This window comes from Rhizobium sp. N122 (assembly GCF_002211295.1).
GTDB lineage: Bacteria > Pseudomonadota > Alphaproteobacteria > Rhizobiales > Rhizobiaceae > Rhizobium.
Map to the genome: position 1 here is coordinate 1 of NZ_LOKU01000057.1, position 18,397 is coordinate 18,397.

The following is an 18,397-nucleotide window of genomic DNA, read 5'->3' on the forward strand; positions in this document are numbered from 1 at the left end:
GTTCAATGGAACGGCGGACGGAGACCCAGGCTCTCCCACGGGCTTGGTGTCCCAAAGGTGCAACGGTCTTCCATCCGCCACCGCAATAGGCAGTACTACGCCAATAGCGGGTAAAGGGAAGTTACAAGGTCGAGACGGAGCTGGAATGCTCGGCGGCCAGGGTGGCGGCGGAAAGCATCGCTGATGAGGATGGCCGCCCGCAAAGCCGATCACCCGCTACAGCGCAATGAAACGCGCGGGCGCTCGGCTTTACTCCCTACCGTCACCTACGCCACGTACTGGGACACGATCCAGTAGAACGGCCACCTTTTCCCGCGTGCAAGTGGCCATATGGGGGTGGCGTAATAACCAGGCATACGCGAGGTCGGTATGGCAGGTTTGATCTCTCCTTCCAGGTCGCTCGCGTCATAGATCGCGACGACGCCGGGCACCGAGAACGCATCGCCGACATCGATGTTCAGGATTCGGGCATGTGGCTGGTCGGAGCGTCGCAATGCGATATGCAACATACCGCGGCGCCATGTCATCGACATACTGACCAACACCCGTCAGCAGACCTGGATCTTCGGTGCGCTTGTCCCGCTTGCCGACAAGTTTGGGCCGCAGCTCGACGGAATGGTCCTGCTGGCTCATTCGTAGAACTCCACACCCTTTCGCAACTCTTGCCATTGCGCGTCGTCGTGGCCGAAAATGATAGAAGCTCCCCGCTCCCGAAGAGCTTTCAGGCGAGCGAGTGCCTCTGCGGCGAGTTCGATGTTCCAAGTATTTCTCGGAGCGATACCGGTGTCGACGCTCGCCTGGAGCGGGGCAGCATCTGAAGCGAGTATAAATGAACCATCTTTTTCCAGCTCGACACGGGCGACGGTCATTCCGGGGGTATGACCCGGCATGGGCAGCAAGACGATGCGCCCGTCGCCAAAGACGTCATGCTCGGCATTGAAGGTCTGGAAACCCTGGGGCTGGTCCCATTCTCCTCGAAGATAGCCTTGATTTTCTGCACCGCTTGCCGTGGCGGCCTGCGCCTCCGCTTCGTGGCAGAGGATCGTTGCGCGCCGAAAGTACGCGTTGCAGCCGCAATGATCGGGATGCAGATGTGAACAGATCACAACATCTATGTCCTCGGGATCGAGAGCAAGAGTCTTCAACTGATGAACGACCGTCCGCTCTGGCGAAAAGATCGGGGTCATAACCTTGCTTAACCCACCCCATCGCGCGCCTGGATCGATGGCGGCCTCTGGATTGCATCCGCTATCGAACAGCGCGTTGCCTTGGGGATGGCGCATCAGGGTGGCGTGAACCGGCAATTCAATCGCTTCTTCCTTCAGCGCCCCAGGGACGTAAATGGACCGGCGCATACGAAGCCGGCCGGCCTCGAGAAAATGCATCTTCATCTTAAAGGTCCTCTCTTGCTAGCCAGTTCGCGGACGGCGTTGACGATGTTTTCATAGCCCGTACAACGACAGATGTTTCCTGAGAGCGCTTCCCTGATCTTATCATCGGTTTCCAGCGGATGGTGGCGAAGAAGGTCGATGATCGCCACGATGAAACTGGGCCTACAAATTCGCATTGCAGGCCATGATGCTGGCGGAACGCTTCTTGGATTCGTCCGAGTATCGGCGCTTCCCTGGCCATGGTTTTCGATTTCGCTCCCGTCTGCCTGCACTGCAAGCATCAGACAGGAGCGTGCGCTCCTTCCATCGAGAATGACGGTGCAGGCACCGCAAACGCCATGTTCGCACCCGACATGGGTTCCGGTCAGGCAAAGGATCCTGGCGCAGGAAGTGGCTCAGCAGCGTTCGTGCTTCGATCGTGCGCGTCATATACGCTTCGTTGACGCTGACGGTGATCGTCTTCTCACTCATCTTGCTTGAAGCCTTTCGTGGTTCGCGCGGCTCCAGGCGGCGCGAAGGGCCCGTTTGGCAAGGACGCCTGAGAGACGCCTGCGGTAATCTGCAGAGGCATGGATATCCGTGTTGGGCGTGAGGATTCCAGCCAGGCGATCCGCCACCGTATCGAGAGCCGGCTCGGAAACATCCGTCACCTCGATGATGCCCTCGATCTCTTCAAGCCGCAGCGGGGTTTCACCAACGCCCATCATGCCAACGCGAACGTCAGACGCCCTGCCATCTACACAATGCAGCGTCGTCGCAAAGCAAGCGAGTGCGAAGTCCCCGTGGCGTTTTGCAAACTCCTCAAATCCCCATCCGGCATCCGGTCTCATCGCGTCGAGCTCGACGCGAATTACAAACTCGTCCGGTTCCAACGAGTTGACCAGCGATCCGACAAAAAAATCGGCTGCAGGTATTTCGCGTCTGCCGCGCTGAGAGGAGGCGATGACCGTCCCACTGAGGAACCGTGTCATCATCGGCATCTCGGTCGCTGGATCCGCATGCGCGACGCTGCCGCCGAAGGTGCCGCGGTTGCGCACGGTCATATGGGTGACGTGATGCATCGCCTCATGCACGATCGGCAAGTGTTGGCGGATGATCGGGTCTGTCGCGGTCATGTGATGGCGTACCGTCGGCGCCGATTCTCACCCGATCTCCGTGCAGTTCGATCCGATCTCCATGAACCGACGTTACTACGCGCGGCGCCCAAAATCCCGCGGCCCTGCTCGGATGGATACGATCTCTCTGAGCAGTTCGAGGTTCTCGCCGGTCATGGTGGCCACGTCTTCGATCGTGCAGATATGCATCGAACGAGCCATCAGGCGGCCTTTTGCGCAGTGGAGACCGTCGGAAGCATATTCCACGTCAACAGGTCTTCAAGCCTATCTACCGGTTAATCTTTGATCTGGGTTAGGACGTCCGTGAGGTAGCTCTCGGGGTTGCGGCCATGCAGTTTGTCCGTTCCAATGATGGTCAAGATATTAGCGTTGCGCTATCCCGTTGGTAATTTGCATCGTGTAAGTCTTCACTCCTGATGCTCGTTCTCGGGCCGCGCCACGCAACGTGCGGCCCGTCTTTCGGTTTTCTCAACCCGGGAAATTGCTACTCGGATTGATTGATTATTACGAGTTTATATGCAACCTTCGGTACGATCGCCGACGGTCGGCGCACATCAGGAGGAAAAACCATGATCCGTACTAATGCAGTTGCAGCACTTGTGTTTGCTGTAGCAACCTCAGCTCTTGCTTTCGATGCAAGCAACTTCAAGGATTTTTCAAGCATCGCATCGGCTTCCAGTAGTTGGCAGAACCAGTCCGGCTCGACGATGATCATTCAAGTCGACTCGTTCGGAAATGTCTCCGGCCAATATGTAAACAGAGCCCAGGGCACCGGATGCCAGAACTCGCCCTATCCGCTAACAGGAAGGGTAAACGGGACGTTCATCGCATTTTCGGTCGGCTGGAACAATTCGACGGAGAACTGCAATTCCGCAACCGGATGGACCGGCTACGCACAGGTCAACGGCAACAACACTGAGATAGTCACGAGCTGGAACCTCGCTTACGAAGGCGGCTCCGGTCCGGCCATTGAGCAAGGACAAGACACTTTCCAGTACGTGCCGACGACTGAGAACAAAAGCCTCTTGAAGGATTAATCTACTCTGCCCTGCCGGCGCTGGCCCGTCAGAGATTGTGGAGCAAGAATTCATCGAATATGGCCAAAGGCTTAGACGAAGCTGCTTTCCCTGCCGAATAAAAGCGCCGCGTGCTCGTCCGCGCGGCGCAAATCCTTATTTGATGAGTTCAATGCGGCCAAAACGGCAAGCTTTCCGGACAAAAGTAAGCATCCGAGGATGCGCCGCCTTGGGGCAAACGCGGCGATCTGATCAAGGTCGTTTGGCACGATGGCCAGGGGGCCTGCCTGTTCACGAAAAAATTGGAGCGAGGAGGGTTTATCTAGCGTGACGGCCAGGGCGCTTGTCTGTTCACGAAGAAGCTGGAGCGCGGCCGCTTCATCTGGCCGTCAGCCGCTGACGGCACGGTGGTGATCACACCGGCGCAGCTCGGTTATCTGCTCGAAGGTCTACAGAAATATCCCTGCTTGTGAGTCTGACGAATCATCACCGGACAAGATCGAGGTGCTGGATCCGAGCCATCCGTTATTTGGACGCTCCTTTAATGTGATCCGTGAGGTGGGACGTAGAGGCGGCAACTTCGCGCCGTCGTATGAGGTTGAACATCGTGGTGGATCGACCTTGCTGATACCCGTGTCTGCGACACAGGGATATGTCGAAGCCTGAAATACTGACGCGCGAAGGACACCATTCGCCCAATTGTGAGGAGAAGGTTTTGCCAATCACTGTGCAACGCCTCCGCCTTGCAGCGGGCATCTAGGTAAAGGCACAGCGCAACAGATGGACACACGAACCTAGTTTGCTCAGCGCCGTACAACTTGCCGCCAGGCTCGATATTCCCGTCAATTGGATTTACGTTCAAATCAGGCGGAAGCGCCTGCTCATCGACCAGCAATCAACCGGAGCATATTTATTCCAAAATTCCCCGGCGGTCGTCAACGCGGTTCGCGACCTTCGCAACCGTACCATTCATCAACTCGATCTGAGAATCATTCAGCCTCACCAGGAGGGGCATCAACATGCGTTGTCGCTGGAGGGAATTAACTGGCGCGCACGGCAGGAAACCTGGCGCCCCAGCCGGGTTTGACTCAATATTTGCATTGAGATTGTTGAGAAATCTGATTCAATGTCGTTATGACATTGCCGCCGCTTACCCTGCCATCGGACCTTGCCAGCGCTCATCCGGCGCTGCTGGCCGAACGTGCTGCGCGGCTGCAAGCTGAGGCGGACGCGGCCAACGCGAAGGCGCGGCTGTCGAGCATTGAGGCGCTCAACGTGCGTTTGCAGTTGCTGATCGGCAAGCTGGAGCGCGAGAAGCACGGGCCGCGCCGCGAGCGCACGTAGCGGCTGATCGATCAGTTGGAATTTGCAGCTCGAAGAGCTCGTGGCGTAGGCCGCCGAGGACGAACTGAGCGTCCAAGAGGCCGCGGCCAGAACGCAGTCCGTGCGCGCCTTCGCCCGCAAGCGTCCAGTGCGCAAGGCGTGGCCCAAAGACGTCGAGCGCGCACGCATCGTCATCGAAGCGTCGACGGCATGTGCCTGCTGTGGCGGCTCGCGGCTGTCGAAGCTGGGCGAGGATGTGACGGAAACGCTGGAGGATACCCCGCGCCGATTCAAGGTGATCGAGACGGTGCGCGAGAAATTTACCTGCCGCGATTGCGAGGCGATCAGTCAGGCTCCCGCACCGTTCCATGCGACGCCCGCGCGGCTTCATCGGCCCTCAGTTGCTGGCGACGATCGTGTTCGACAAGTTCGGGCAGCACATCCCGCTGAACTGCCAGAGCACGCGGTTCAAATGTGAGGCATCGGTCCGTCGACCCAGACCCTGGCCGGTGAATGTTGATCCGAATGTCTTCGAGCTGCGGCAAATGCTGGAGCATCACTGTCGCACGGCATACCAGGAGGCAACGTAGCCGGCTGCGGCGACCCCATGCGAATGCGGGACGTCGCGGACGATGCTACCGACAATGGCGTCCCTTTGATCGACGCCATTCGGCCAGTTCGGCACGATGTAGCCGCGATAGCTGTAGATCCAGGTCTCGCCGGCCACATCGCCCTTTCCAGTGAATTGCAGCTCGACAGGGTCTCCCGGACGCACCGTACCGGTCAATTCCAGCGACCACCCAGGCCCACCAATGGTTCCGCCGACCTTGCGCCGAGCCAACTCGGTCAGCACCAGCGTTCCCTGGCCAAATTCCAGTGCATTGAAATCAACCGATAAATCAGGATTGTTGATCAGGCTGCGATAACTCCAAGTGCCAGTGAAGCTCATAGTTCCTCCCAATGGCGATCGACGCCCTAATGATGGCCGGAAACGGTGCCACCCTGGCCGTCCGGCAGGGTGATCCTGATGTTCTGCATCATGCCCTGGTCCTCATGATCGAGGATGTGGCAATGCAGAACGAACTCGCCGATATAGCGCTGGTAGTCCGTCCGCACGGTGATCGTGTAGCGCGCCGACGGATCGGTGCCGGGATTCTTGATCCACAGCGTGTCCTTCCAGACATTTTTCAAGCCTGGATATTGCGGATCGCCGTCGTCATCGGCGCCAAGCGCGCTGACATCGTTGCCGGCCGCATCGACAATTTTGATGATCTGAAACGGATTGACATGGATATGGAATGGGTGGCTGACGAAATCCGAGCGGAGCGTCCATTCGTCGACTCCGCTCAGCGGCAACGTCCGGTCGATGCGGTTGGGATCATAAGGTTTGCCGTCAACCTCGAAGAAGGTGGCACCCGGCTGTTTCACATCGATGTTAAACACCAGTTGCTGCTCGCCGGTGACCTCGCCCGCGTCGATGTCCGGATGGGGAATAAAGCTTGAGAGCGACATCTCGTTCTTGAGGTCATCGATAACCTTGCCGGCGACATTCTGTGACATCGTGCGCTCAGCCGCCGAAATCAGCCAATCCTGCAGATAGGTGCCGATCTCGCCATTGACGGCATGGCCGCCTACTGCAGTGACTATGCCGAGAAGCCGTCGGCTTGGAGCCTCCTGGTTGACGCTGGCCGCTGCCGGTGCGGCGCCATCGATGATGCAGTAGTCACCCGCTCCTGGCAACACCACCAGCGCGTCAACGCGGTAGCCCGGTTGCAGGATCGCTTGCTGCCGCATCTGCACCTGCGCCATTGTCAGCCCGTCCTGGGCCACCACCCCATACGGAATAGTATCCTTGCCGCAATTCTGGTCGATCCATCTGTCGGTGTCCGCTGCCGCAAGCGTGCGGAACGCGGTCGTCCCGGTCTTGCGCCGGATTTCGAAATTGATGGTGTCGCGAACCCCGGCGTGTATCATCCGCCACCGCTCGACCGAGCCAGCCTCCGCTGATGCCAACTGACCAAGCACCTGGCCGTTGACGCTGGTGAAGCGGCCCGAAGCCGGCCAACTGCCAGGTCCGAACTGATCGTAGCTTTCGATGCCGCCCACCTGTCCTGGCTGGCAATCATAAGTGATGTCGCCATTGTTATCGGTGCAAGCATATTGAATCTGCTGTAGCACCAAAACCCGTTCGGCGATATCGGAGCCGCCCGGCTGCTTCAATAGGCGGTCGATATCGCCAGTCTCGGTCGGTGTCGGCATGCGATCGCCACGGATGATCAACGCCCCGGACATGCCACTCGACACCTGCAATGCGGTTGATCCGTGTAGGTGTGGGTGATACCAGAAGGTGCCGGCGGGATGCTCAACGGCGATGTTGTATTCATATTGGAACGAAACGCCGGGACGGATTGAGATCAGCACATTATCGCCATTGCCAGACGGATTTACCCAGAGACCGTGCGAATGCAGGTTGGTACCGTTGAAGCAATGGGGGGTATTGGCACTGCCACCGCCGATGCCGCAGGTGGAATCCTGAGGGAACAGGTTGTGAAGCGTTACCCGCACCGTCTGACCGGGCCGTAGATCGATGGTCGGTCCAACCAATGGCGTGTCGGCACCGGATAAGCCGGTCTGGCGGGCGTCTTGATAGCCGCGCAGTTTAACGTGGTCGTACCGCGCCGTGGCCGGATTGTAGATCTGTCGGTCGAGATAGGTAGCGTTCATATCGAGCAGAACCTCGCCCGGAAATGTCTCCCGGCTTTGTTCGAAGGTTTTCAGCATCCCCTGGGATTTTGTGATAGGTTGCAGCATATAGGCCAGGGGGTTAGTCACGGCCCTGGCCTCTTGAGCGACTGCGAATAGCGCATGGGTGACCGAAAAAACGCTCGCCATACCGAAGATCGCAATTTTGTCAGACACAGACAAACAACCCTCCCAAACCTCTGCCCGGAGTTTCCCCGGGTCGAACCGCATCCACAAAGTTCTACTGCGTCACCATGCGTTCACCTGCAATTCGACTTTGACTCGCGCGCTTTCTCGGGAGAAGACAGCTGCCGCCGCGCGACGAGAAAGTTTCAAGACTCATGCCACTCTGGCCGGATCGAGCCTCAGAAGGAATCTTGTGCCTATGCTTCAAGGACTTCCACGAGAGCGCGGTAGGAAGTCGGGCGGAACAGCACCATGGCGCGCACCTGACAAACCTGACAGCAGGTGTAGTAGGCCCGACATTTTTGTGGGGAGCATCGTTACGTGCGGCAATACGCGTCTCACCTTGTTTGTTTGTCGAGCTGCACTCGAGTAACGCCTTGACGCTCATATCGCGGTCACCGCCGCGGGCATTAATGTCGGCGTCACATACCGTTCAACACACCGCCTAATCGGAGAGACACCACGGGCAGACTACGCCAGTTCCTCCGGCTCTCTGCGCTGCGCGACGATCTCGAAACAAGGTTGCTTGCTCGGGAGTATCGCGCCCTGCTCCGCGACGATCATTTCGACGACGGCAGGAGGGAGCCCTTCCACAATCTTCTCCTATGGACGTCTCTTATGGACGTCCAACGCGATATCTCAGATGCACGGAGCCGAGGCCAGCGGCTTCGGCGCTGATAAACGTGAGCCTCGCCCTGCCGGCAAGCCCATCCTCGCCGCCCTCGAATATGGCCGGTGTATTCGACTTGCCTCCGATCGCAGGGAAGGTGACCAGGCTGACCTCGTCAACAAGACCCGCCTTCAAGAAATGGCCATTGGTTTGCGCCCCGCCTTCCAGCATCAAGCGCTTCACACCGAACTCGGTTCCAAGAAGGTCAAGCGCGTTTTTCAGATCGACGCCATCTTTCTCCGAGACGATATAGGAAACGCCAGCCTGGGTGAGGCCCGCCAGGTAAGCATCATCCACGTCAGATCCTGTCAGGACCACAAGGTGAGCTCCCTCAATGTCGCTCTTGTCCCAGCGTAGCCGACCGTCCTTATCCACGATGACAGCGAACTCGCCGGCGTCCGGGTTGGCGATATGGATCGGTCGCGCGGCTGTGCCGGTTGCTTGATAGGGGCGGTCGACGGCGTCCGCGAACTCTTCTCCCGTCGCTCTTCCCGAAAGCCAGGCGTCGGCACCGATCTTCTCATGCAGGCCGTCATAGATCTTCACGAGCTCATCGACCGAATGGCCGGTTGCCTCGGCCCAATCATTGACGATCAATCGGCCATCCAGCGGCGACATCATGTGACAGATTACATAGGGTCTGGGCATTGGATTACTCTCCTCTACAAACATTCCACCGTCAGTGGCCTGCCTTCAACCAGGCTGCGAATTTATCCATCCAGTCGGGGTGCCAACGTGAAAGCGCGGGTCGGTTCAGAATCATGTCATCGGCCGCCCAGCGGATCCGTCTGGCATCTATCGCAGACGTAACCGCGTTATCCGGACAGATGATGTAAAAATTCTCGTCGAGCAGACGGACCAGGAAGTATTCCACCAGTTGCTCTGCGGTCCATGCCTCATCGGGCTTCGCAATGCCCTGCGGCTTGAGCGCGATGTTCATGGGTGTCCACGTGTAGCCAGGGACGAGGAGATGAGCAGATACACGACCTCCCGTCTCCTTCAAAAGCTCGTGCGACAGCTGTTCGGTCAGCACCTTGACAGCTGCCTTTGCCACCGAATAGGCGGCATTGCCTGGAGGAGTTGTAATTCCTTCCTTGGAGCCGATGTTGACGACCGCCGATGGTCGGGCTGCCTTGATCATGTAGGGCACGAAGGCGTGTTGCGCGGCCAGAACACCTCCGAAGGTTACATCGATCTGGCGTCGCCACTTTGCAGGATTGTTCCAAGGGCCGGCTCCTTGCGTTATGCCCGCGTTGTTTACTAGGACGGCCACGTCGCCAAACCGCGAAATCGTTTCGTCCCGCAACCTGGTCAGTGCCGACAAATCTGATACGTCGCCGCTCACGATCAGGATGTCCGTGTCGAGTGTCGAAGTAACATCCTCAAGTGCGTCGGCGTCGAGATCCAGCAGCGCGAGCTTCATGCCGCGGGCCGCGAGAGCCCTCGCGATTGCCAAGCCGATGCCCTTCGCAGCTCCCGTGATGACCGCAACGCGGCCAGGAGCAACGACGCTGTTCATTCTCTCGCTCATTTTTTGTCTTTCCCGTCATTGGACCGTCACCGCTGGAAGGTGTGCCGGACAAGCCGTCGCCGTGGAATTTTTCTCCGAGAAGCGTGCCGGCCGATGGCACCAGCGCAGAGAAGTCCATCAACGCTACTCGGGCGCTTGGGTCGTCGGATCATATCCGCGGGCTGCGAACGACCGTTCGATCGCACTATAAGAATAGGGTAGCGCGACGGCTACTTGAAGTGAGCGGGATCGCACGCACCGATGAGCCGTGTTCACTCAAGGGCCTTCGTGACGTAGGGAATGCCTGGCCAGTTCGACCGCGGACGGGACCAAAAAGGTAACGCACTCCTGGTCCCTGCCAGATCGGTGGATGATTTTCACTCACCGCCCCGATCAATTTTGCTCATGTAACCAATCGGCTCCACGGGCATTTGGTCACCAGCGCCTCGAGACGATCGTGGTGCTGACCAAACCAAAGGAGTGAAATCATGACAGGGAATAAACCACTCGCAATGATCACGGGCGGCTCATCTGGAATAGGCTTCGAGCTTGGCAAACAATTCGCCAAGAATGGATTCGATGTCGCCATTTCAGGCTCAAGCGACAAGGTGAACGAGGCCGCCGATGCGCTACGAAGCCTTGATGCCGAAGCATATCCGTTCAAAGCGGATGCCTCGACGTACGATGGCGTCGAGAGGTTCTGGACCTTTACGCAGGGGCTGGGGCGCCCCTTGGAAGCCGCGGCTCTGAACGTCGGTATCGGTATTGGCGGCGCCTTCGTCGATAACGATCTCGAGGATGAGCTTCGCCTGCTTGCGATCAATGTAACCGGGACCGTCCATATGGCCAAACGCGTCGTCCAACATATGGTCAAGAACGGCCGCGGCAGGATTCTCATCACCTCCTCGGTTTCGGCGACCCTGCCCACGCCATACGAAACCGTTTACGGCCCGTCGAAGGCATTTGGTTATATGTTCGCGGAATCTCTGCGCGAGGAGTTGCGCTCGACCGGGGTCACGGTGACGGCACTCCTTCCGGGCGCCACCAACAGCGACTTCCACGCGAACGCTGGAATGGGCGGTACGAAGCTCGGTGGCCAACAAAAAAACGACAAGACGCTCGTCGCCCAGCAGGGGTTCGAGGCTCTCATGAACGGCATCGACCATATCGTCGGCGGAGATCAGGAAACCAAGCGCCAGGTGTTGGAAAACCGGACGACCCCCGAGCCCGTCAAAGCCGCGCGGCAAGCCGAATTGACCCAACCGCAGTGAAGGAGCATGTCACATCTGAAAAACAAGGTCGCCATCGTCACAGGGGCTTCCTCGGGCATTGGAGCGGCGACCGCCAGAGGATTGGCGGAAAAAGGTGCGCGCGTCGTCCTTGCCGGCCGCAATGAGGAACGCCTCAGTCAGATCGTCGAAGACATCACCGGTTCGGGAGGTATTGCCAGCTACAAGGTTGCTGATGCCACGGATTTTGAGAGTACCAAGGCCCTCGTCGCGTTCGCCACAACGACGTACGGCCCGGTCGATATATTGGTCAACAATGCCGGCCTCATGCTCTTTTCCTATTGGAAGGATGCCGCCGTCGGCGATTGGAACAAGATGATCGATACCAATCTGCGTGGCTATCTGCATGCGATCGCCGCGGTGCTGCCGTCGATGTTGGAGCGCCGGTCCGGCCGCATCCTGAATATGAGCTCTATCGCCGACGTTCATGTCGGCGAGGCGGCAGGGGTTTACGGAGCCACGAAGTTCTTCATACGCGGTATTACCGAAAGCCTCAGGAAGGAGGTGGGCGTGGGTAGCGGGATCCAAGTGTCTATGATCAGCCCTGGCGTGATCGATACCGGCTGGGCCGACAAGGTTCATGACGAGACGGGCAGAAAGATCGCCGGAGAGCTCAACAAGCAGGGTATTCCGCCGTCGTCGGTGGCTGAAGCCGTGGACTATGCACTAGACCAGCCCCCGGAGATCACGATCAACGACATTTCGTCCATCCAACCCGGCAGGACTGGTAGCCCGCGTTTTCGAGAGCTCAGAACTAGAACCTCCGGGACTGTTAGACCGCCTCGCGGAACCAACCGGTGCCGTCTCTCGTGGCTGTGGACACGAAGATCTTCATTGCATGACGATCTAATCCCGGACGTTTTCGTTTTTCAGCGACCGGGCCATCTCCGCCGTCCTTCGCAGGATCCAACATGGATCACTAGGTCAAATTTTTGACTGCTTCCTCGGCCATCACATACCAAATACAGGGCCAGTTAAATAAGGATTGAAGGTGCCGGCCGGCCTGAAGCAAGGTCGGCGCCGGCAAGGGCGATCTTTTTCAGTACAAGTGCGAGTATCCATAACTCATGGTATCAACGCGGGCCGATCTGGCCGACCTTGAAACTTTCGTCGCGATCGCGCGTGCGGGGGGGTTCCGAAAGGCCGCCGCGCTTCGCGGCGTTTCCGGGTCTGCCCTCAGCCACTCGATCAGGGGTTTGGAGGCCCGTCTGGGCGTCCGTCTGTTTCATCGGACAAGCAGGAGCATCAGTCTCACCGCCGCCGGCGAAGTGCTGCTTGCCGAACTGGAGCCCCGTTTCCTCGGCATTCAAGCTGCGATGGATCTCCTAGACAGTTTCAGGAGCGGGCCTACGGGCAGAGTGAGAGTGACCACCCTGCGTGACGCCGCCGAGCTGCTGATCGCTCCTCGACTGCACAGTTTTCGCAAGAGCTACCCAGATGTCGAGGTCGAAGTCAGCGTCGAGGATCGCTTCATCGATATGGTCGCCGAAGGTTTTGACGCGGGCATCCGTTATGGGGGAACGGTTCCCGAGGGGATGATCGCGTCGCGTCTGACATCCGAACTCGAATGGATCGTAGTCGGTTCTCCGGCCTATCTCAACGAACGAGGGCGGCCCGCGCGGCCGGAAGATCTCTTGACGCACGAGTGCATCCGGATCCGAACCGGTACGGATCACCTCTGCAAATGGGAACTTGGCGACGGCGATCGCATGGTTTCTCTCGACGTTCCGGGATTTCTCACGCTCGGAGATTCGGAACTATCTATCCGCATGGCGGAGGAGGGAGGCGGTCTCTTTTATTGCCTGCAGGCCCGGGTCGAGGACAAACTTGCGGCCGGTTCACTCGAAGTCGTGCTGCCGGACTGGACCTCTACCGGGCCGGGTTTTCATGCATACTACGTTTCGCATCGACAGGTGCCGTCCGCTCTCCGGACGTTTCTCGACTACCTTAAGGCGCCGGTTGCGGGCGATTGAAGTGACGGCCAGACGAGACAGCTTCACCAGGCAGGAGAATCGCATATGGATGGTAAGGAGTTGTTTTGCTGAGGCAAATCGACTCAAGAACTCTCCGATAATTTGGAGGTTCGGATGAATCGATTTGCCACCTGTTTTAAAGATCTGCCCGACCCTCGGGAGCGCAACACACGTCATCCGCTGATGTCGATCCTGTTCATTGCCATTGCCGCGATCGTTTGCGGCGCCGAAAGCTGCGCCGACATGGCCGATTCGGCATTTCCAAAAAGAAGTGGCTCAAGACGATCGTGCCGCTGCCCTATGGCATCGCCGGCCATGGCACCTTCTCCACCGTTTTCCGCTGCCTCAATCAGGTTGCCTTCGAAGCCGCTTTACCGAAGCCTTTGCAAAGGGCATGGAAGGCGTGGTGGCGGTCGACGGCAAGGCGGTACGAGGCGACGCCGCTGCCCCTCGTCAAGGTCTGGGCTGCCGGTTGCGGCCTGGTCATCGGCCAACAGACCGCGCCGGGCCGCAACGAGGTCCAAGGGGCGCTCGATGCGCTTGCGCTTTTGTCGCTGGAAGGTGCCATCGTCACCGCCGATGCCCTGCATTGCCGCGCCGATACCGCTCATGCCATCCTTTCCGCCGGCGGCGACTATGCCCTGGCGTTGAAGGCCAATCAGCCCGGCCTCCTGGCACAGACGATTGCTCGTCTGGACGACGTCGAGCCACTCGGCGTCCAGACCGCCGCCGAGAATGACCATGACCGCTGCGAGAGACGCCGTGCCTGCATCGTCGCCGTCAATGACATCGACTTCCCCGGCCTGCAGGCCATCGGATCCGTCGAGGCCACAAGCCGTCATGCCGATGGCCGTCTGACCAGCCATGTCCGCTACTTCCTGCTCTCCACCGTCATGTCGGCTGCCGCCCTGATCGAGGTAACCAGAACTCATTGGCAGATCGAAAACAAACTGCACTGGGTGCTCGACGTCCAGTTCCGCGAGGATGCCGCCAGAAACCGTAAGGATCACGGACCGGCAAACATTGCTCTGTTACGAAAGATTGCCCTCAACCTCATCCGAGCCCATCCAGATAAGGCCTCCATTCGTCGAAAGATCAAGAAGGCAGGGTGGGACGATCAGTTCCTCATCTCTATCATCGCTCATATGCGATAGCCCTGCTTCACCAGGGGAATTTGAGTGCCGGCAGAAAGCGGTCGCTCGCAGCCAGAAAAATAATTGGCAGCAAGATCGCCTGGCATCCTTTAACATGCCGAAAGCGGAAAAAAATACGTGACAGCCTCCGATCCCTCTCTGAGCCGAGGCCATCCATGATGGTAGAGAATCCGCAAGTCTTCGGCTGTCTGACACAACCAGCCGGTACGAATGCGGTACTGCCACGGCTCTCCTCCAGGCGCCCGTTTTTGATCTCTCGATATCTAAATTTGTGCAGACGAGCAGGCAAAGCTATAACGGCAGGATCAACGAATACTGGTAGCTCTCAGACAATCTGGATCGATATCAACCGGAAATGCCTTCATATGTAGGGAGGATTCAAGCACGGCGTGAGGGCGATGCAGACGGACGAGGCGGAGACGTCACGGAAACCCGAGAGCACCTGCATCACCTCGCTCGAGGTTTCCAGGCGGCCTTGTAGGAGACCCGCGGCGTAGTGCCCCGAAAACCCCACCGCGCAAATGCTGATTATGAAAGACAGTACGAAAATGATTACTCTGTAGCCGGAAACGGGACAACAGCCTGTCCATTGTGGTCGATCCTTGTCCATAGGCGGTGAAGAAACTTCATCAATCGGGATCCGCCTCCGAGGGAAGCATCGAATCATCAATGACGACACGAAAGCTGCGCGACCGAGGTTGTCTGTCAACAGATTGTCTGATAAAGCTTGCTAAGGTTCAAACTGTCTCACAAACTTGCGGAGGAATAACTCCGTAACAGAACCGGCGCTGCCGCAGCCGGCACAACTTTCACTGCTGAAATCGATTGCCGCGATGTCCCTTGTTTTCAATGGAAAGCGGTGACCGCATCTCGGCTATGTGAAGGCTTCGAACATGTCGTCGTCCTCGCGACGGCGGGACGCGACGCCTTGATGAACAAACGGGCGTCCTTTTTATGGATGGACGGCTCCATGGCGCCGAGATCACCAGCTTCCCCAATATGCATCTCGAGATGCCGATCTGGGACAGGTAAGTATTGAGATTCAAGAAGCAGAGAAGATGATTGATAAGAAAGCATTGCTCGATAATATGACCTTGGCGGAGCAGGTCTCGCTACTTTCCGGCGATACGTTCTGGTCTTTACCGCCCATCGACCGCCTAGGGATAGGGAGATTGCGCTTGACCGACGGCCCCAACGGCGCCCGCGGGGCGGGGTCTTTTGTCGGAGGTGTGACTGCAGCGGCTTTCCCGGTGGGCATCGCCATCGGAGCGAGTTGGAACCCGGATCTAGCCAAGGAAATCGGCAGTGCCCTAGGTGACGAGGTTCTTTCAAAAGGTGCCCACGTCTCGTTAGCCCCCACCGTTAACATCCAGCGTAGCGTCACAAACGGCCGCAACTTTGAGTGCTTCTCTGAGGATCCGATCCTGACGGCGGAACTTGCAGTCGGCTATATCGAAGGTCTGCAGTCCACGAAAGTCGGTGCCACGATAAAACATTTCGTCGGCAACGAGTCCGAGATTGAACGTACAACCATCTCTTCAGATATCGATGAACGCACGCTGCGCGAAGTCTACCTGATACCCTTTGAGACGGCGGTGAAGCGGGCAAAGGTCTGGGCCGTGATGTCTTCGTATAACAAGCTAAACGGTACTTACACGGCGGAAAGCCATTGGCTGTTGAACGAGGTTCTGCGCGGTGACTGGGGTTTTAACGGCGTGGTGATGTCGGACTGGTTCGGCTCGCGTTCGACCGCACCCACCGTGAATGCCGGGCTGGATCTGGAGATGCCGGGCCCGACTCGCGATCGCGGCTCCAAGCTACTGGCTGCGGTCGAAGGCGGCGAGGTTAGTGTCGAGACGATCCGCGCCTGTGTGCGCAATATCCTGACTTTGATGGAACGCACCGGCGCTATCAACGATCATCGCGAGTTTAAGGAGTACGCCATTGATCGACCGAAACATAGGGCATTGATCAGGCGCGCGGGAGCGGAAAGCGCAGTTCTGCTACAGAATGACGGGATCCTGCCATTGGCTCAGCAAGGTATGGTCGCCATCATTGGACCCAATGCTAAGGTCGCGCAGGTGATGGGAGGCGGCTCGGCGCAGTTGAACCCTCACTATGTCATCAGTCCGTGGCAGGGGCTGGTGGACGCGCTGGGTGAGGAGAATTTGTGCTACGCTCAGGGTTGCAACAATTATCGGTTTCAGCCGCTAATCGAAAACCCCACAACCTTCGAGTTTTTCCAAGGAAGGGAGCTAGCTGGCGAACCGGTGAAGGTCGTCGAGGAACCGTCGAGCCTTGGTGTATGGTTGCCCCCCGTGGCCGAGGGCTTTGTCGATCCCCTTCGCTTTTCGGCTAGAATGCGCACCATCTTCACAGCCTCGGAAGCCGGCATCTATCGCGTCGGACTAACCTCGGCCGGGCTTGGCCGGGTCTATGTGGACGGCAGACTTGTGGTGGACGCTTGGGCTTCCTGGATACGTGGTACCACATTCTTTGAAGAAGGCTGCGAAGAGGTCGTGGGTGAAATCACGCTCGAAGCCGGCCGTACATACGAGGTCGTCGCCGAGTACGCCCGGCACGACCACGTCAACCTCTATATCGCTGCAATTCGGGTAGGAATAGGCAGATTTTCGGCCGAAGCGGAGATTGCCGAGGCAGCAGCCGTCGCGGCAAAGGCTGATCATGCGGTAGTCTTCGTGGGCAGAACGGGCGACTGGGATACCGAGGGCTCCGATCTTCGCGGTATTGCACTTCCCGGTCTGCAGAACCAGCTTGTTGAGGCGGTAATTGCGGCCAATCCGAACACGATCGTCGTACTACAAACCGGTGGACCGGTGGAAATGCCCTGGCTTTCCGGTGCTCGTGCAGTACTGCAATGCTGGTATCCCGGACAGGAGGCTGGCAACGCGATCGCCGATGTGCTCCTCGGCAAGGCCGAGCCCTCGGGCCGACTGGCACAGACCTTCCCCGTGCGCTGGGCTGACAACCCCACACATACCGCGGATGACGCGGTCTATCCAGGTAAGGACGGCCATGTGCGATATGACGAAGGTGTGTTCGTCGGTTATCGGCACTACGACCGCCACGGCATTAAGCCGCTGTTCCCGTTCGGTCATGGTCTCGGTTATTCAAGCTTTGCGATGTCGGACCTGACGGTAGGGCTACCGGACGCTGCCGGCGCGGTGACGGTGACACTGGAATTGACCAACATCAGCGAGCGGCCAGGTTCGGCAGTGGTGCAAATCTATGTCGGCGATGTTGAAGCATCTATACCCAGACCGGTTAAAGAGCTGAAAGCCTTCTCGAAAATTGCCCTGGAACCCGGTGAGAAACGAAGGTTGCGTTTCATACTTGACGCCCGAACATTTGCCTTCTTCGACACGACCGAGCGGCGTTGGCGGATAGAGGCGGGGGAATTTGCAGTGATGGCTGGGTTCTCGGCCACCGACATCCGTTTGAGTTTAACTGTCACGCAAAAGGGCGCTGTCTTGGCGCTCTGAATGTGCCGCAAATCAATGACCATATTGGGCAGTGGTTGAGTTCCAACGTATGCAGTTTTGGCGGTGAAGCTGGGTGAGTTGAGTGAGAGAATGCCTCAAAACCGGTACTTGGTTAATGGCCTGGCCAAACACCGCCTGCGCCTCCAAAAACAGGCAATGTTTTCTGAACGATCGTAAGCGCGATTTTCCCCGCACCTTCTGCAATTGAGTGAGCTTTGGCATGAGGTGTCCACCCAAATAGGTGGACACCAAGGGATGGAAGAAGTGACCTGCCACTGAATTTTCATCCGGCGGCGATTAGAGCCTCGGCGGTTTTGAATACGCCAAGTGGCGCGGTGTGAGCAACCGGCGGAAACGCGAAGCCTTCATCTTGCGTAGCGTTGGAGCCGGTTGCGGCCCGCAACGTCATCTTCGAGCGGGCCGCCTCGTCCAGCAACGTGTCGAGTTGATCGCGGATCGCCGTCAGCTTTAGCCGATCGAGTGTCGCGATGAGTAAATCGTGATCGACGGTCGTCATCACCAGCC

Annotated in this window: 16 protein-coding genes and 6 pseudogenes; 10 read left to right on the forward strand and 12 right to left on the reverse strand. The window is 58.2% G+C overall.

Features of this window, described 5'->3' with window-relative positions; genetic code table 11:
- Nucleotides 1-266: 266 nt before the first annotated feature.
- From ATY75_RS28715 to ATY75_RS34290, 5 genes and pseudogenes are all read right to left on the reverse strand, one after another.
- Nucleotides 267-509: a hypothetical protein gene (locus tag ATY75_RS28715; RefSeq protein WP_245317650.1), complete on the reverse strand. Its 243-nt coding sequence runs from the start codon at nucleotides 507-509 to the stop codon at nucleotides 267-269.
- A gap of 120 nt (nucleotides 510-629) precedes the next feature.
- Nucleotides 630-1,391 (reverse strand): N-acyl homoserine lactonase family protein, encoded by a 762-nt coding sequence (locus tag ATY75_RS28720; protein ID WP_004674371.1) that lies wholly within the window; start codon nucleotides 1,389-1,391, stop codon nucleotides 630-632.
- The gene (locus tag ATY75_RS35620; RefSeq protein WP_348627419.1) at nucleotides 1,388-1,672 is read right to left on the reverse strand and encodes a 2Fe-2S iron-sulfur cluster-binding protein; all 285 of its coding nucleotides are present in this window, start codon (nucleotides 1,670-1,672) and stop codon (nucleotides 1,388-1,390) included. The genes ATY75_RS28720 and ATY75_RS35620 overlap by 4 nt, the downstream gene beginning before the upstream one ends.
- A 186-nt stretch (nucleotides 1,673-1,858) precedes the next feature.
- A complete protein-coding gene (locus ATY75_RS28730) occupies nucleotides 1,859-2,506 on the reverse strand; it encodes an FAD binding domain-containing protein (protein WP_088940129.1) in 648 nt (215 codons plus the stop codon).
- 278 nt (nucleotides 2,507-2,784) lie between these two features.
- Nucleotides 2,785-2,886: pseudogene (locus ATY75_RS34290) on the reverse strand (transposase domain-containing protein); the annotation flags it as partial.
- A 189-nt stretch (nucleotides 2,887-3,075) separates the two neighbouring features.
- Here ATY75_RS34290 and ATY75_RS28735 point away from each other — a divergent pair.
- The 4 genes and pseudogenes from ATY75_RS28735 to ATY75_RS28755 form a co-directional block, all read left to right on the forward strand.
- The gene (locus ATY75_RS28735) at nucleotides 3,076-3,543 is read left to right on the forward strand and encodes an avidin/streptavidin family protein (RefSeq protein WP_004674376.1); all 468 of its coding nucleotides are present in this window, start codon (nucleotides 3,076-3,078) and stop codon (nucleotides 3,541-3,543) included.
- Nucleotides 3,544-3,767: 224 nt separating this feature from the next.
- Nucleotides 3,768-3,995: pseudogene (tnpB, locus tag ATY75_RS35500) on the forward strand (IS66 family insertion sequence element accessory protein TnpB); the annotation flags it as partial.
- A gap of 326 nt (nucleotides 3,996-4,321) precedes the next feature.
- Entirely contained in the window at nucleotides 4,322-4,609 is a 288-nt protein-coding gene (locus ATY75_RS28750) for a hypothetical protein (RefSeq protein WP_088940130.1), read from the forward strand.
- 47 nt (nucleotides 4,610-4,656) lie between these two features.
- Nucleotides 4,657-5,324 (forward strand): annotated as a pseudogene (locus ATY75_RS28755) (IS66 family transposase zinc-finger binding domain-containing protein); the annotation flags it as partial.
- A 77-nt stretch (nucleotides 5,325-5,401) separates the two neighbouring features.
- Here the strand turns inward: ATY75_RS28755 and ATY75_RS28760 are convergent.
- The 4 genes from ATY75_RS28760 to ATY75_RS28775 all read right to left on the reverse strand — a co-directional run bounded on the left by ATY75_RS28760 (nucleotide 5,402) and on the right by ATY75_RS28775 (nucleotide 9,974).
- Nucleotides 5,402-5,794, reverse strand: coding sequence for a hypothetical protein (locus ATY75_RS28760; protein ID WP_004674379.1), 393 nt, complete (start codon nucleotides 5,792-5,794; stop codon nucleotides 5,402-5,404).
- 26 nt (nucleotides 5,795-5,820) lie between these two features.
- The gene (locus ATY75_RS28765) at nucleotides 5,821-7,770 is read right to left on the reverse strand and encodes a multicopper oxidase domain-containing protein (protein ID WP_088940131.1); all 1,950 of its coding nucleotides are present in this window, start codon (nucleotides 7,768-7,770) and stop codon (nucleotides 5,821-5,823) included.
- Nucleotides 7,771-8,389: 619 nt separating this feature from the next.
- Complete coding sequence (locus tag ATY75_RS28770) at nucleotides 8,390-9,115, reverse strand: RibD family protein (protein WP_348627420.1); 726 nt, start codon at nucleotides 9,113-9,115, stop codon at nucleotides 8,390-8,392.
- Between the two features lie 7 nt (nucleotides 9,116-9,122).
- Nucleotides 9,123-9,974, reverse strand: a complete 852-nt coding sequence (locus tag ATY75_RS28775) for an SDR family NAD(P)-dependent oxidoreductase (protein WP_088940133.1) — start codon at nucleotides 9,972-9,974, stop codon at nucleotides 9,123-9,125.
- A gap of 467 nt (nucleotides 9,975-10,441) precedes the next feature.
- Here ATY75_RS28775 and ATY75_RS28780 point away from each other — a divergent pair, with 467 nt between their 5' ends.
- The 4 genes and pseudogenes from ATY75_RS28780 to ATY75_RS35625 all read left to right on the forward strand — a co-directional run.
- The gene (locus ATY75_RS28780; protein ID WP_190241440.1) at nucleotides 10,442-11,224 is read left to right on the forward strand and encodes an SDR family NAD(P)-dependent oxidoreductase; all 783 of its coding nucleotides are present in this window, start codon (nucleotides 10,442-10,444) and stop codon (nucleotides 11,222-11,224) included.
- Nucleotides 11,225-11,230: 6 nt separating this feature from the next.
- On the forward strand, nucleotides 11,231-12,178 hold the full coding sequence (locus ATY75_RS28785; RefSeq protein ID WP_245317653.1) for an SDR family oxidoreductase: 948 nt from the start codon (nucleotides 11,231-11,233) through the stop codon (nucleotides 12,176-12,178).
- A 131-nt stretch (nucleotides 12,179-12,309) separates the two neighbouring features.
- Nucleotides 12,310-13,215, forward strand: a complete 906-nt coding sequence (locus ATY75_RS28790) for a LysR family transcriptional regulator (protein WP_088940135.1) — start codon at nucleotides 12,310-12,312, stop codon at nucleotides 13,213-13,215.
- A 114-nt stretch (nucleotides 13,216-13,329) separates the two neighbouring features.
- A pseudogene (locus ATY75_RS35625) lies at nucleotides 13,330-13,431 on the forward strand (hypothetical protein); the annotation flags it as partial.
- Here the strand turns inward: ATY75_RS35625 and ATY75_RS35630 are convergent.
- Nucleotides 13,389-13,532 carry a hypothetical protein gene (locus ATY75_RS35630; protein ID WP_009994113.1) on the reverse strand — a complete coding sequence of 48 codons (144 nt, stop codon included), beginning with the start codon at nucleotides 13,530-13,532 and terminating at the stop codon, nucleotides 13,389-13,391. The pseudogene ATY75_RS35625 and the gene ATY75_RS35630 overlap by 43 nt on opposite strands.
- Between ATY75_RS35630 and ATY75_RS28795 the strand changes: the two genes are divergently transcribed.
- On the forward strand, nucleotides 13,503-14,369 hold the full coding sequence (locus ATY75_RS28795; protein ID WP_237353332.1) for an ISAs1 family transposase: 867 nt from the start codon (nucleotides 13,503-13,505) through the stop codon (nucleotides 14,367-14,369). The two genes, ATY75_RS35630 and ATY75_RS28795, sit on opposite strands and share 30 nt — an antisense overlap.
- 409 nt (nucleotides 14,370-14,778) lie before the next feature.
- Here ATY75_RS28795 and ATY75_RS35290 read toward each other — a convergent pair.
- Nucleotides 14,779-14,959, reverse strand: a pseudogene (locus tag ATY75_RS35290) (hypothetical protein); the annotation flags it as partial.
- Nucleotides 14,960-15,427: 468 nt separating this feature from the next.
- On the opposite strand from ATY75_RS35290, the gene ATY75_RS28810 reads away from it, so the two are divergent.
- Complete coding sequence (locus tag ATY75_RS28810; RefSeq protein WP_088940137.1) at nucleotides 15,428-17,872, forward strand: glycoside hydrolase family 3 C-terminal domain-containing protein; 2,445 nt, start codon at nucleotides 15,428-15,430, stop codon at nucleotides 17,870-17,872.
- 283 nt (nucleotides 17,873-18,155) lie between these two features.
- On the opposite strand, the pseudogene ATY75_RS35295 reads toward ATY75_RS28810, so the two are convergent.
- A pseudogene (locus tag ATY75_RS35295) lies at nucleotides 18,156-18,397 on the reverse strand (hypothetical protein); the annotation flags it as partial.